General features: G+C 57.2%; 11 protein-coding genes and 1 pseudogene. 2 read left to right on the forward strand and 10 right to left on the reverse strand.

The genetic code is table 11. The annotated features are described in order from the left end of the window. Positions 1–477: 477 nt before the first annotated feature. A complete protein-coding gene (locus CINSTRO3249_RS06075) occupies positions 478–819 on the forward strand; it encodes a YejG family protein (RefSeq protein WP_074012594.1) in 342 nt (113 codons plus the stop codon). A gap of 116 nt (positions 820–935) precedes the next feature. Here CINSTRO3249_RS06075 and yejF read toward each other — a convergent pair whose 3' ends face one another. Genes yejF through CINSTRO3249_RS06095 form a run of 4 tightly spaced genes read right to left on the reverse strand, consistent with a single transcriptional unit; the run spans position 936 to position 6487 of the window. After that, positions 936–2546, reverse strand: coding sequence for a microcin C ABC transporter ATP-binding protein YejF (yejF, locus tag CINSTRO3249_RS06080; protein ID WP_074012595.1), 1611 nt, complete (start codon positions 2544–2546; stop codon positions 936–938). Between the two features lies 1 nt (position 2547). After that, positions 2548–3573 carry an ABC transporter permease gene (locus tag CINSTRO3249_RS06085; RefSeq protein ID WP_074012596.1) on the reverse strand — a complete coding sequence of 342 codons (1026 nt, stop codon included), beginning with the start codon at positions 3571–3573 and terminating at the stop codon, positions 2548–2550. Beyond that, positions 3570–4667 (reverse strand): microcin C ABC transporter permease YejB, encoded by a 1098-nt coding sequence (locus CINSTRO3249_RS06090; RefSeq protein WP_074012597.1) that lies wholly within the window; start codon positions 4665–4667, stop codon positions 3570–3572. Before CINSTRO3249_RS06090 ends, CINSTRO3249_RS06085 begins: the two co-directional genes overlap by 4 nt. A gap of 14 nt (positions 4668–4681) precedes the next feature. Next, positions 4682–6487 (reverse strand): extracellular solute-binding protein, encoded by a 1806-nt coding sequence (locus tag CINSTRO3249_RS06095; protein WP_074012606.1) that lies wholly within the window; start codon positions 6485–6487, stop codon positions 4682–4684. A gap of 145 nt (positions 6488–6632) precedes the next feature. Between CINSTRO3249_RS06095 and CINSTRO3249_RS06100 the strand changes: the two genes are divergently transcribed. Then, positions 6633–7457, forward strand: coding sequence for a sugar phosphate isomerase/epimerase family protein (locus CINSTRO3249_RS06100; RefSeq protein ID WP_074012598.1), 825 nt, complete (start codon positions 6633–6635; stop codon positions 7455–7457). 602 nt (positions 7458–8059) lie between these two features. Here the strand turns inward: CINSTRO3249_RS06100 and mepS are convergent. From mepS to CINSTRO3249_RS06140, 6 genes and pseudogenes are all read right to left on the reverse strand, one after another. Continuing rightward, positions 8060–8635: a bifunctional murein DD-endopeptidase/murein LD-carboxypeptidase gene (mepS, locus tag CINSTRO3249_RS06110; RefSeq protein WP_074012600.1), complete on the reverse strand. Its 576-nt coding sequence runs from the start codon at positions 8633–8635 to the stop codon at positions 8060–8062. 410 nt (positions 8636–9045) lie between these two features. Then, positions 9046–9783, reverse strand: a complete 738-nt coding sequence (locus CINSTRO3249_RS06120; protein WP_074012602.1) for a phosphatase PAP2 family protein — start codon at positions 9781–9783, stop codon at positions 9046–9048. After that, positions 9753–10814, reverse strand: a complete 1062-nt coding sequence (locus CINSTRO3249_RS06125; RefSeq protein ID WP_074012603.1) for a CobW family GTP-binding protein — start codon at positions 10812–10814, stop codon at positions 9753–9755. The genes CINSTRO3249_RS06120 and CINSTRO3249_RS06125 overlap by 31 nt, the downstream gene beginning before the upstream one ends. A 12-nt stretch (positions 10815–10826) precedes the next feature. Beyond that, a complete protein-coding gene (locus tag CINSTRO3249_RS06130) occupies positions 10827–12305 on the reverse strand; it encodes a mannitol dehydrogenase family protein (protein WP_074012604.1) in 1479 nt (492 codons plus the stop codon). 436 nt (positions 12306–12741) lie between these two features. Next, positions 12742–13314 carry an elongation factor P-like protein YeiP gene (gene yeiP, locus CINSTRO3249_RS06135; RefSeq protein WP_074012605.1) on the reverse strand — a complete coding sequence of 191 codons (573 nt, stop codon included), beginning with the start codon at positions 13312–13314 and terminating at the stop codon, positions 12742–12744. A 28-nt stretch (positions 13315–13342) separates the two neighbouring features. Then, positions 13343–13921: pseudogene (locus CINSTRO3249_RS06140) on the reverse strand (MFS transporter); the annotation flags it as partial. Positions 13922–14048 lie beyond the last annotated feature (127 nt).

Genomic DNA, 14048 nt, shown 5'->3' on the forward strand with positions numbered 1-14048 from the left:
TCATATGCTGTTTAACCAGCGTCTGATATCGGCGGGTAAGGCGAGAGTCAATCCCGCCAACAGATAGGTTGAAATCATTCTGCAAAGTAATAACAGGTATCACGATAAATGTGTAGATACCTATGCCATTGGCCTGCGGCGCCGGGCAATCTTCGCCTGGCCTCTCCATGCAGTAAAATCCGCCACCCTGGTATTACCTGCGCTCGCGTTTCAGTGGCGCAGGCAGGCAGGCAGGCAGGGAGTGGGCGTGCGTAACCCTGGCCGTCATTGATGATGTCTCTACATGATGTAACAGGCATGCATAAAAAAAGTTGTATTACGTAGCCAAAAAAGGTTACATAGCGGTTAAAATGTCGATCCTTATAACACTTTTGACGCTAATAAATGCCGCAATGTGACGTTTTTTGTGCAGATGTCACGCCATCATTATGATTATGTGATAAAATTGTTATGTGATGGCGCTTCTGGGGAGAGGCAGTGACGAATTTACAATTATCCGTGGTACACCGGTTACCGCATCATTACCGCTGGCTGCAAGGCCATACCGGGCTCAAGGTAGAGCCGGTTATCGAAGCCCGCCATGATGACAATGTCCTCATCGGTCTGACGCTGCTGAGTCACGGCGGTGACACGTCCTGGCAGGTCATGCGCGAGCTCGCCCGCACCTTGGCCGAAATTGAAGTCAGCTGCTCGATCGTGGAATGCGACGGCGAAGCGTGTTTGTTTTTGCACCGTGATGACGAATGCGCCGGTCTGTGTCGTATTAAAAATATCGGCGTGGCGGTGGCAGAACCCGCTGGCGCGCCGCACATCGCATAAAGCTTGTCTCTTCAGAGCGTCACCGGCCACGAGCCACCGCCTGTCACTCCCCGCCACGCCTCGGCGGGCTGCTTTCATCGCTTTACCGCGCCAGGTAACCCCGCTGTCGCATAACGCTAGCGTTCAGGGACGAGTTGACGCCCCGCCGTCATCAATTCCCGGGTATACGCCGCCTGCGGGGTACGGAACACTTCGTCGGCGCTGCCTTGTTCCACCACCTGTCCCTGGCGCAGCACCACCACCTGATGGCACATCGCGCGTATTACCTGTAAATCATGACTGATAAAAATATAGGTCAAGCGGTGTTTTTGCTGTAGGGCTTGCAGTAACGACAGGATCTGGGCCTGTACCGAGCGATCCAAAGAGGAGGTCGGTTCATCGAGGAGAACCAACTCGGGCTGCAAAATCAACGCGCGCGCGATGGCGATACGCTGGCGCTGACCGCCGGAGAACTCTCCCGGATAGCGGTGGCGGCTGGCGGCATCCAAACCGACTTCCTCCAGCGCCGCAACCACCCGCTGCTCCACCGCCTGCGCACTGAGCTTCTGGTGCACCTGCAGACCCTCTGCGACAATTTCCGCCATGGATAAGCGTGGATTCAACGCCGAGTAGGGGTCTTGAAACACGACCTGGATGCGCCGGCGCAGCGGCAGCATTTGCCGGCGGTTAAACTGATGCAGGGGCATATCGTCAAACCAGATTTCGCCCTCGCTGGCGATGAGCCGCAGCAGCGCCAGCGCGGCGGAGCTTTTCCCGGAGCCGGATTCCCCCACCAATCCCAGACTTTCGCCGCGGCGCAGCGTAAAGCCAAGACCGCTCAGAGCGGTTTTCGGCGCCTGACGCCGGGCGAATATCCGCCCGGCACCGCCATAGCGGGCCCCCAGATGGGTTACCCGCAGCAGGGGGGCGGCGTCCGGCGCTAGCGCAGGCGGCTGGCCGGACGGTTCAGCGGCCAGTAATCGCTGTGTATAGGGATGCGCCGGCGCGCTGAACAGGGTTTGGCAACTATTGGTTTCCACGCAGCGCCCGTTTTGCATCACCGCCACCCGATCCGCCATTTGGCGAACGCTATTCAGGTCGTGGGTAATAAACAGCAGCGCCATGTCCAATTCCCGGCGTAGTTCCGCCAACAATTGCAGGATCTGCGCCTGGACCGTCACATCAAGGGCGGTCGTCGGTTCATCGGCTATCAACAGTTTTGGCCGCGTTAACAGCGCCATCGCGATCATCACCCGCTGACGTTCGCCGCCGGACAACTGATGCGGATAGTCGCGCAAGCGGCTGGCGGGGTGATGAATGCCGACCCGCTCAAGGCTCGCCAACGCCACGGCGCGGGCGGTTTTTCCCCCCATACCGCGATGCAGCAGCAGAACTTCGCTGAGTTGCTTCTCAAGCGTGTGCAGCGGGTTGAGCGACGACATCGGCTCTTGAAAAATCATCGCGATATCATTGCCGCGAATACGCCTCAGGGCTGCCTCATCGGCATCAAGCAAACTTTCCCCGTTAAAGCGGATTTCCCCGCCGGGGTACTCAACCGGCGGCGCGGGCAGCAGGCGCAGGACCGACAATGCGGTGACGCTTTTGCCGGAACCCGATTCGCCCACCAGCGCCAGCGTTTCGCCTGCGTGCAGCGTGAGCGACACATCATCGACGACCCGGCGCACCGACGTTCCCTGGCGGAACGCCACACTCAAGTGATTGATAGCCAATAACGGCGTGCGGTTCATATTAATACGCCTTCCCCGGATCGAAGGCGTCGCGCACCGCTTCGCCGATGAAAATTAATAACGACAGCACCAGCGCCAGGGTGATAAATGCGGTAATCCCGAGCCACGGCGCCTGCAAATTATTTTTGCCTTCCAAGAGCAGATTTCCCAGCGAGGGCGAGCCGAGCGGCAGGCCGAAGCCGAGGAAGTCCAACGAGGTAAGCGTGGTTATCGAGCCGCACAAGATAAACGGCAGAAAAGTGAGCGTTGCTACCATGGCGTTAGGTAGCATATGGCGCAGCATAATGTGCCGATCGCTAACGCCCATTGCCTGCGCGGCGCGGATATAGTCGAAATTGCGGGTGCGCAGAAACTCCGCCCGCACCACGCCGACCAAGCTCATCCAGCCAAAAAGGACGGTAATGCCCAGCAGCCACCAGAAATTGGGCGGCACGACGCTTGAGAGTAAAATGATCAGAAACAGCGTCGGCATACCGGACCAGACCTCAATAAAGCGCTGGCCCCACAAATCCAGACGCCCGCCGTAATAACCCTGGGTGGCGCCGACCAGGATGCCGATAAGGCTCGACAAAAACGTTAACTCCAGCCCGAACAGCATCGACAGCCGGAAGCCATACAGCAGATTGGCCAGCACATCGCGGCCGTTGCTGTCGGTGCCGAGCCAATTCCCCGCCCCGGGCGGCGCCGGGAACGGCGAGGCTGAGGCGTAGTTAATGGTGCGATAGTTGAAACGCACCGGCGCCCACAGCGCCCAACCTTGTTCCTCAAGCCGCTGCGTCAGCCACGGATCGCGGTAGTCCGCGCGGGTGGCCAGCGGGCCGCCGAAGTCAGCCTCGCTGTAATCATGCAACAACGGCAGATAGAATTGACTCTGATACCGCACCAGCAGCGGTTTGTCGTTGGCGATAAGCTCTGAACACAAACTAAACGCGAACAGCAACATAAACAACCACAGCGACCAATAGCCGCGGCGATTGTGGCGAAAGCGCGCCCAGCGCGCCTGATTCACCGGAGACAACGATTTCAATGGCGCCTCCCGAAATCAATTCTGGGATCGACCAGCGTATAGGTCATATCGCTGATGATATTCAACAGCAGACCGATGAGCGTGAAGATGTACAGCGTACCGAACATGACGGGGTAATCGCGCGACAGCGTGGCGTCATAGCCCAGCAGCCCCAGGCCGTTAAGGGAAAACATCACTTCAATGAGCAATGAACCGGTAAAAAACATGCTGATAAAGGTGGCGGGAAAACCCGCGATAACCAGCATCATGGCGTTGCGAAAAACATGGCGATACAGGATGGCGCCTTCCTTGAGTCCCTTGGCGCGGGCGGTGATAACATACTGTTTGCGGATCTCGTCGAGAAACGCGTTTTTGGTCAGCATAGTTAAGGTGGCAAAGCCGCCAATCACCATCGCCAGTACCGGCAGGGTAAGGTGCCAGAAATAATCGGTTATCTTGCCATACCAGGGCAGGGCGTCGAAATCACCGGACACCAGACCGCGAAGCGGGAACCAGTCCAGATAACTGCCGCCGGCGAACAGCACGATGAGCAGGACGGCGAACAAAAACGCCGGAATGGCGTAGCCGATGATAATGAGCGAGCTGCTCCAGGTATCGAAGGTGCTGCCGTTGCGTACCGCCTTTTTGATGCCGAGCGGAATCGACACCAGATAGATAATCAGCGTACTCCATACCCCCAGGGAGACCGAAACCGGCAGGCTGTCTTTGATAAGTTGCATCACCGAGGCGCCGCGAAACAAACTGTCGCCGAAGTCAAAGCGGACATATTGCCATAACATCCTGAAGTAACGTTCGTGCAGCGGCTTATCGAAACCGTAGCGGCGGGTTATTTCGGCAATCACCTCCGGATCCAGCCCCCGCGCGCCGCGATATTGATTATCCCCCAATTGGCCACCGTGCAGGGTCTGATTGCGTGACAGGGGATCGCCGCCGTGGCTGCCGCCGAAGCCGGCCGTTTGTCCCAGTTCGATGGCGGCTATCGCCTGATCCACCGGCCCGCCGGGCGCAATTTGCACGATAAAAAAGTTGAGCGTGATAATGGCCCACAGCGTAGGGATAATTAACAGCAGGCGTTTTAGTAAATAAGACGTCACGCCACTCCTCCTCGTCAGCGCCGCTGGGCGGGCAGCTGCGCCGCTTTATTGACATCATACCACCAGCCGTCGAAACCCAGATCGTAGGCGGGGCGTTGGGCGGGCATGGCGAATTTGTCCCAGTAGGCCAGGCGGATCTGATGCGAATACCACAGCGGGATCATAAAATAATTCCAGGTTAACACGCGGTCCAACGCCCTTCCTAGCGGCAGTAACGCCGCTTTATCACCCTGATGGCGCACGATTTGGTTAATCAGCGAGTCGATAGCGGGGTCTTTTACCCCGGGACGGTTATAGCTGGACTCCACATAGGCCGAACCCCAAATGATTTGCAGATCGCTACTGGGAAAGGCGTAGGCGCCGTAGGTGGAGGGGATCATATCGAAATCCCGTTTACGCAGGCGGTTAATAAATTGGGCGCTGTCTACTTCGCGTACCGTCATGGTGATGCCGAGGCGGGACAGGCTGTGCTGAAAAGGCAAAATGTACTGGTTATTGCCACCGCTCATTACCAACAATTCAAAGCTGAACGGTTTGCCGTGTGCGTCGACCAGGCGCTGATTGCGCAGCGTCCAGCCGGCTTGTTTTAGCAACCCCAGCGCCTTAAGTAGATTGCGGCGGTCGTAGCCGCTGCCGTTGGACACCGGCGGCTGGTAAATCGCGTTAAACACCTCCGGCGGCACCTGCTTTTTCAGCGGCGCCAGTAGCGTCAGCTCGGCGGCGTCTGGATAAGCGCGGGCGGCATAGTCGGTGTTCATGAAGTAACTGTTAACGCGCTGATAGCCATTATAAAACAGCGCCTTGTTCATCCATTCAAAATCGAACGCCAGCGACAGCGCCTCGCGGACGCGACGGTCGGCAAACGGCGGCCGCTGAATGTTAAAGCTCAGCCAGGGTGTTCCCACCGGCGCGTTGTTGGCCACTTCGCGATGAACGATAAAACCACGGTCGAAGTTACCGCCGCGGTACTGAGTCGCCCATTTTTTGGGTGAGCCTTCAATGCGCAGATCGAAAGCCCCGGCTTTGAAAGCCTCCATAGCGACATTATCATCGAGATAATAGTCATAGCGCAGGGTATCAAAGTTGTAGCGCCCGACATTAACCGGCAGCGTGGCCGCCCAATAATCCTTCACCCGGCTATACGTCACCGATTGGCCGGTGCGCCAGGCGGTGATGCGATAGGGGCCGCTGGCGGGAGGGGGGAAAGTGAGGGGATCGCTCAGTTTATGCTGCGACCAAAAGCTTTCCGGAAGTATCGGCAGCGTAAGAAGCCCTAAAAACGCATCTTTATTCGGCTCGGGGAATTCGTAGCGGACCGTTAGCCGCGAGATAGCCTTTACCTTCACCCCTTTATAGAACACCCGGAACTGGGGGACGCCCTCGGTCATGAACTTATTGAAAGTGAACGCGACGTCGGCGGCGGTCATCGGTTGATGATTATGGTAGCGGGCCCGTGGATTGAGCGTGATTTCCGCCCAGGCATAATTGGCGGGATAACGGGCCGAGTCGGCGACGAGTGGATAATAGCTGCCCACTTCGTCATCGGAGGTGACATAAAGACTGTCATAAAGCTGTTCCGTACGCGCCGCCGCCGTGCCGCGCGAGGCGTAACGATTGAAATTGTCGAAGGTGCCGATGGCGGCCATGGTCACGCGGCCACCCTTGGGCGCGGCCGGATTAACATAGTCGAAATGGGTGAAGTCAGGCGGGTAGCGCGGTTCGCCCAACAGCGCGAAAGCATAGCCGTCGTGCAAGGGTTCGCCCCGGGCACACAGGCAAATAACGCTGAACAACAGCGCCAGCCAAAAACGTGGAAACATCAGCGTATGCTCCTGCATCGTTATGCATCGCCGGCGGGAATGGACAGATTAATCAGCGATGCTATTGAGGACTATAATGGTTTTTTACCATAATTGTTAAACAATCAGTCATGTTCCCCGCCTGAGACGGAGTAGCAAGAGAAGGATGATGCGTAAAGCTATCGCCACCGTGGCGTTATCGGGCACGTTGCCGGAAAAACTCGAAGCCATTGCCCGTGCGGGCTTTACTGCCGTGGAGATTTTTGCCGACGATTTACAGACTTTCCCCGGCAGCGTGCGGGACATCCATCGCTTAACGCAGGCCTTGGAACTGGAGGTGGTGCTGCTGCAACCGCTGCGCGATTTCGTCGGTGCGCCGCCGGAACGCCGCGCCGAGGTAAACGAAAACGCGCAACGAATGCTGGAGCAGATGAACCAGCTCGGCTGTGGGCTGTTACTGGCCTGTAGCGGGACCGATGCGGCAACGTCGCCCGAACCGCAGGCGCAGATAGAAGATCTTGGGTGTTTGGCTAATCTGGCGCAGCAGCATGATTGCGCAGTGGCCTTTGAAGCGCTGGCCTGGGGCACCTATGTCAATCGTCTTAGTCAGGCGTGGGACCGCGTACGCGCCGTCAATCACCCGCATCTGGGTATCATGCTGGACAGTTTTCACGTCCTGGCGCAGGGGGAAGGGGCACAGGAGATAATGGCCATCCCGGCCGACAAGCTTTACTTTCTACAAATGGCGGATGCCGCCGCCCGCCCTTATCCGGCGATGCCGGTAGATCAATGGAGCCGTCATCATCGCTGTTTTCCCGGCAGAGGCACTTTGGCGGTGACGGCGTTTGCCGCCGCCGCGCAGCAGGCGGGATACCAAGGCGTCTGGTCGCTGGAGATTTTCAACGATCGCTACCGGCAAACGGCGCCTGCTGCCGTGGCCGCTGAGGGCTTTGCCTCCCTGCAGTGGCTGGAGCGAAATTTACCGCTATAGGGCTAAGGGGGTGTCGCTGTCTGTCGTCGATGACCGGCAAAACTGTTTTTTTAAGGCTATTCCGATTGAAAGCTGTAACATCGCCTGCCGCGACTGGCACCCTATTGTCGTGATGATCCCGGCCGTCGGTCCCTTGCCGCTTCAACCCCGCCTCGTGGCGCTCACCGCCGCTGCAGACACCACTCTCCTCTCTCACATCGTTGTCGGCGCCCCTATTTGGCATGGCAATTATCCTGGGCCGGCGGGGTAAAGGCGCGCTTTTGTCATGTCGCGACGGCGGAATGCCGGCAAATTATACTGCTGCACGGGGCGGGTAATGTTGTCACCGCGCCGATTATCCTTGGCTTTAATCACGCAAAGCGGCGGGATAATGACAAATTTCCGGCAACAATGTTAAAACAATTAAATCACAGATTAATGAAAATGCTGATGAGGAAAGTATTAATTAATTAACAGTCATTAATTGGTTTGTGAATTTTGTAAATCAATTAATTTACACAAGCATTAATTTATTGCGAAGGGGACGAACAATAAAAAAAGCCGCTGGCAGGCGGCTTTTGTTTCTCTCATTGGGCAGTGCGGACGTTCAATTAATAACCAAATTAACTCTGTGCTCTGTTGGGCAACACCCGACGGGCTTCGCGGTAGCGAGACTTCCAATAGCTTTTATTCAGGTTGGAAATCATGACGCCACTGCTGGTGGAAGCATGAACGAATTGATCGTTACCCAGATAAATACCGACGTGACGGCCGGTTGAGCCGGCACGAAACAGCACCAGGTCGCCTGGGCGCAGCTTAGTACGTTGAATTTTGGAACCTATTTCCCGCTGATCCAGCGTGGAACGCGGCAGATCAAGGCCAAACTGCTCGCGGAAGGTCATTTGGACAAAACCGGAGCAATCAATACCCCGTTTAGTACTGCCGCCGAGGCGATAACGCACGCCTTTCCAGTCGGCATATTGATCCATAATTTTGGATTTAATATCCACATTACGAACCATTTCTTCAAATTCATCCTGAGAGGCTTGCAGTAAAAAATGATTTGAATCGTTTACTGCACGCATGTCAGCGGTTTGTTTCGGACTATGAGAAGTACTGCAGGCGGAGAGCATGGCAGCAACCGCCACTGCGGGGATGAGCCGCAGAACATATCTCAAGATAGGTTGAGATTTGACCATTATTCGTGTTGTCCCTTGAAGTCCTTAACGACAATGTCGTTATAAAATGCCAAACCAATGAGAGTTGAGCGCGCGTCCTAATTGAACAGATTTCGTTCATCAAGTGTGTGGTATTACTCACACAATCGCTTAAAGGGTAAAAAAAATAACGGACCGGACGTCGAGCGAATTCGAGGTTACCGTAATGAATAAAGGAAAGCGAGGTTTTTTAAACGTAAACTTATAACTTTTAATGATGTCATTATTTGCCAGCCTGCACAGAATACCATTGCGGAAATAATCACCTGCCGCTGGCAAAAGCGGCGCCGGGGCAGGTTGCATGGGCATACCGTGGCGTTGACGGCGGGGCGGCGACGCACAGGACCGCTTTCCCGGTGGCAAACGGCGGGCAAACGGCGAATACTATTTTCTTATCCGTGCGGCTGATGACGCCGGGTAAACAAGGTCGCGCTCGGCAGGTGGCGTTCAAGCCAGCTCACCAGCGCATCGCATCCGCCGCCGGGCAACCACAGCCCCAACCCCACCAGAACGATGGACAATGAACCGACAGCGACATCGGTGAACCAGTGCGCGCCTATCAGGATCCGCGGCGTCGAGAAGAACAGGACAATCAACACCGCCTGCAGGAAAGCCCGGCGGCCGAAATAGTGCAGCATAAAGGCGGCAAAAATCATCAGCAGCATGCCATGATCGCCCGGAAAGCTGTCGCCTGAGAACTCTTTAGTGGGAATACGGGTCAGCTCGGCAATGCTGACGCCGCCGGGCGTGGCTTTGAAATAGCGTGACGGACTGACATGCGACACCGGCACCAGATGGCCCAGATGGCCCAGCTGGTTGAGCACCAGGGCGGTGATGATCATGGCCAGAGCAATCGCCAGCATGCGGTGACGGCCGGCGGCATCGGCGTGCAGGAAGTAGTGCAGGTACAGAGTACCCATCGCCAGCAATGAGCAGAGATCGAAAACGCGATTGTTGGTGATAGCCAGTAAATCAGCAAACAGCGGATGGCGGACCGCCTGATGATTGACCGCGTGGTAGATGTGGCTGTCGAGCGTGAACCAGATACCATGATGTGCGGGCAGGTACCATGAAATAAACAACGCCACGCCAAGCAAGCTCAGCATCGCCACGGCCGGGAGGCGAGACATGGAAAACCCTTAATATGACAGATTGAACTCGTTAAACTATAAGCTAGATAATTTAAACGAAGTTTCAACAATCCGCTTTGCAGGTGATTCCAGTCCGCGGCCTGCGGGTGAATAAGCTCTATTCGGCTATCCGCCGGCGGCTGCGGCAGCGTTTCCGTGTGCAGATAGTGCCCCTGACGGTTAACCCGTAGCGTACCCTCGCTAATCCGCAATACGCCTCTAAGGCGTTCAACCGGCGCCAGACGCACCCATTCCAGCAGTCCCAGAGTGTCAAAACGCGTTGCGCCCGCAAATATCCAACCGCAGGCATGATAGCCTTGCCCCTGATTCAGCGCGCGGCGCCAACCTTGATTGTCCGGCAGGCGGAGTGCGGCCAGGCCGGCGGGGGGCGCAGCGTGCTGATGCTGATGCCCGGCGCCGGGGGACAGCGTTCGCAGATTTGCCCGCGGGCTGTCCAACAGCGTTAGCGGCAGCTGTCCATGGCTGACGGTGAACAGCGCGCGGCCGTCTGCGTTGGTGCGCCACCATGCCGCCAATGACTGCCGGTCAGCGTCAGCGTAGGTTTCCTGTTTGTTGGCGACGACGATATCGGCCGCGGCCAACTGGCTGCGGAAGTTTTCGTTGTCGTGATAGCGTGGTTGGCTAAGCTGTCGCGCGTCAAGCAGGCACAGCGTCGCCCGTAACTGAAGCCAGTTGTGATAAGTATCGGAGGCGAGCAGCGCCAGGATTTGCGCGGGATGACCGAGGCCGGTGGGCTCTATCAATAATCTATCGGGCCGGTTGCGCGTTAGCAAGGTGTTGAGGCCGATTTGCAGCGGCAAACCGTTAACGCAGCACATGCAGCCGCCGGGGATCTCTTTGAGCAGCGCGCCGCTGTCGGCGAGCAGGGCGCCATCGACCCCGATTTCGCCGAATTCGTTCACCAGGATAGCCCACTTTTCGTCGGCGGGTTTGTGGCTGAGAAAATGGCGTAAGGTGGTGGTTTTGCCACTACCGAGAAAACCGGTTACCAGGGTGGTTTGGGTCGTCATGGCGGTTCCGCTTTAGTCGTTAACCAGGCCGGCCACCGTCGCCAGCGCGCCGTGCTGCATCAGCGAACGATAGGCCTCGGTGACCGCGGCGACGAACGCCGGGTTTTCCGGCAGATCCTGACCGAAAACGTTGCAAAGCGCAAGCCATGCCCGCACGCGCGCCGGCCCCTCTTCATGCCGGGCGACGATCGCCGCAAGCGTGCCCTGTAGCGGATCGCGAATAGCGATAGGTTGTCCCCGCTCGTCAATGCCGCCAACGTAACGCATCCAGCCTGCGACCGCCAGCGTCAGCAGCGTCAGCAGCGGCGCAGGGCTGCCTTGTCGTAAATGCCAACGCAGCGGATCAAGAATACGCTGCGGCAGTTTTTGCGTACTGTCCATCGCGATTTGCCAGGTGCGATGCTTCAGCGCCGGGTTAGCGAAACGCGCCAGCAATTGCCGCGCGTAGTCGCCGGTGTCCACTCCTGCAATGGCCTGCAGGGTGGGCGCTTGTTCGTCAAGCATCAGCTTCTCGACCGCGGCGCGCAGTGTGGCGTCGTTCATGCAGTCGCTGATATGTGCGTAACCGGCCAGATAACCCAGCCAGGCGAGGAACGAATGGCTGCCATTAAGCATCCGCAGCTTCATTTCTTCAAACGGCGCCACATCATTGACCAACTGGGCTCCCGCCAGCTCCCATTGTGGGCGGCCGGCGACAAAGTTATCTTCTATGACCCATTGAATAAAGGGCTCGCAGGCGATGGCGCAGGGATCCCGTACGCCGAGGATTGCCGCCACCTCCGCAAGCATCTCCTCGCTGGCGGCGGGGACGATACGATCCACCATGGTGGCCGGGAAAGAGGCGTTATCGGCTATCCAGCGGCCAAGCGCCGCGTCCCGCGCCTGGGCGAGCCCCAGCACCGAGGCGCGCACGACATGTCCATTGCCGGGAATGTTGTCGCAGGAAAGCACGGTAAACGGCGCCAAACCGCGTTGATAGCGCAGATTAAGCGCTTCCACCAGGATGCCGGGCACCGTGGCAGGCGCGTGTGGCGCCGCCAAATCGGCCATGATGCCCGGGTGGGTGAGGTCGAGTTGGCCGCTGCCCGGTTCAATGCAGTACCCTTTTTCGGTGATGGTCAGCGAAACGATGGCGACCTGCGGCTCGGCAAGCTTGGCCAGCAGGGCATCAATACCCTGTTCGGCGACGACAAGCGAGTCGCATACCGCGCCTATTACCCGCGCGCGTTCCCCCTCGGGCCCCTTGGACACGACGGTATAAAGATGATCCTGACGCCGAAGTGCTGCCAGCAGATCGGCGCTGTGCAAGCTGACCTCGCATATTCCCCAGTCGCCGCCGTGACGATTGAGCACCCGGTCAGTCATGACGCCCTGGTGGGCGCGGTGGAACGCACCAAAACCAATATGCACAATACGGCTGACAAGGCGGCGACGATCGTAGCCCGGCTGCTGCACGTGATGCGGTAGCGGCCGTGAGGCGAGGGTTGGCATGGGTTGTCCTCTATCAAGGGAAGTCTGCGCCCGGTGACGGCGCGACCAAGGAAAAGTGATTTTTTTGTTAACAGAGTAAACATGAAAAGTTAATGCTGCAAGCCAAGCAGCAGAAAACCGCTTTTTTTGCCGGCGTAGCATGTCGGAAGGGGAAGGCAGCAAACAGGCCGTCGATATGCTGTCTCAACATGCACCACCTAGCGGCGTCAGGCGGTTAACCGGCCGTCGATATGCTGTCTCGACATGCACCACCTAGCGGCGTCAGGCAGCAAACCGGCCATCGATATGCTGTCTCGACATGCACCACCTAACGGCGTCAGGCGATTAACCGATACGGCCTGTTCGGCCTGCGCCGTGGATAGCGCGCAAAGCCGATAAGGGCCGCTTAATTGATGTCGCGCGGTCAGAAAGCGCGGTGAGGTTGAGCGGAGCTGGGTTAGTCGGCGCGTCCCATATAACGGCGTTCCGCCACATGGATGCGGATACGCTCACCGCTGCTGAGGTATTCCGGTACTTGAATCACCAGACCCGTGGTCAGGGTCGCAGGTTTGGTGCGCGCGCTGGCGGAAGCCCCTTTGATACCCGGCGTGGTGTCGACGATATCCAGATCCACCGTCTGCGGCAGTTCCAGCGCCAGCACCACGCTGTCCATCGTCAGCACTTGCATACCGGGAATACCGCCTTCAGGAATAAACAGCAGCTCGTCTTCAATCTGATCTTTTTTGAAGATGTAGGGGGTGTAATCCTCATCATCCATAAAGATATATTCATCGCCGTCCACATAGGAAAACGTCACCGAATGCCGCGTCAGGGTAATAGTGTCCAGGATATCGTCGCCTTTGAAGCGCTCTTCCACTTTCAAACCGGTACGTACGTCGGCAAAACGCATTTTATATAGCGTGCTGGCGCCGCGCGCGCTCGGGCTTTGGATGTCGATGTCTTTAACTAGCAATAATTTACCGTTGTAATTTATCGCCATACCGCGCTTTATTTCATTAGCTCTAGCCATTAACAAGGACCTGTAGTGTATATCGGGATCAGGACGACACCTTACCGTTGCCGTCGGCGTTGGGAAGAGGGGCAAGCAGTGTGTCGCGGGGCTGCGGCGAATCTACATCACGAATGCGCCACATGCAATATCCGGCGCCGGCAATCATGAGCAGCGACAGGGAAAATACGCCGTGAAATTGCCCGATTGTCGACACCAGCCCGGCCAGCGAGCCGGCGATAATCCAGCCCACCCGGCCACTATTGGTGAACAAGGTCGTGGCGGCCCCGGCCTGACCGGGCATCAAATCTTGAAAATAGATCATGCCGATGCCGGCCAAAATCCCGATGAAAACGGCGTTCAGCCATTGCAGCATCAACAGCGCCGTAGGATCGTGTATCACCAGCATGCCGAGGTAAAACAGCGCCCCGGCCGCCACCGCCAGTCGCATCAACCGCCGTTTCCCCCAGCGCTTGCTTAACCAGCCGGCCAGCAGCATGGTGGGTATTTCCAGCCCGGCGGCGGTACCCATCATCACCCCGGCGGTTTTCTCCGGCAAATGCAATTCATGCAGGATATACAGCGGCATATTAATGAGGTACATGCAATTGCAGGTCCACATCAAAGTCATAGGTATCTACACATTTATCGTGATACCTGTTATTACTTTGCAGAATGATTTCAACCTATCTGTTGGCGGGATTGACTCTCGCCTTACCCGCCGATATCAGACGCTGGTTAAACAGCATATGACG

The sequence above is a fragment of the Candidatus Sodalis sp. SoCistrobi genome (assembly GCF_900143145.1).
Taxonomy (GTDB): Bacteria; Pseudomonadota; Gammaproteobacteria; order Enterobacterales; family Enterobacteriaceae; genus SoCistrobi.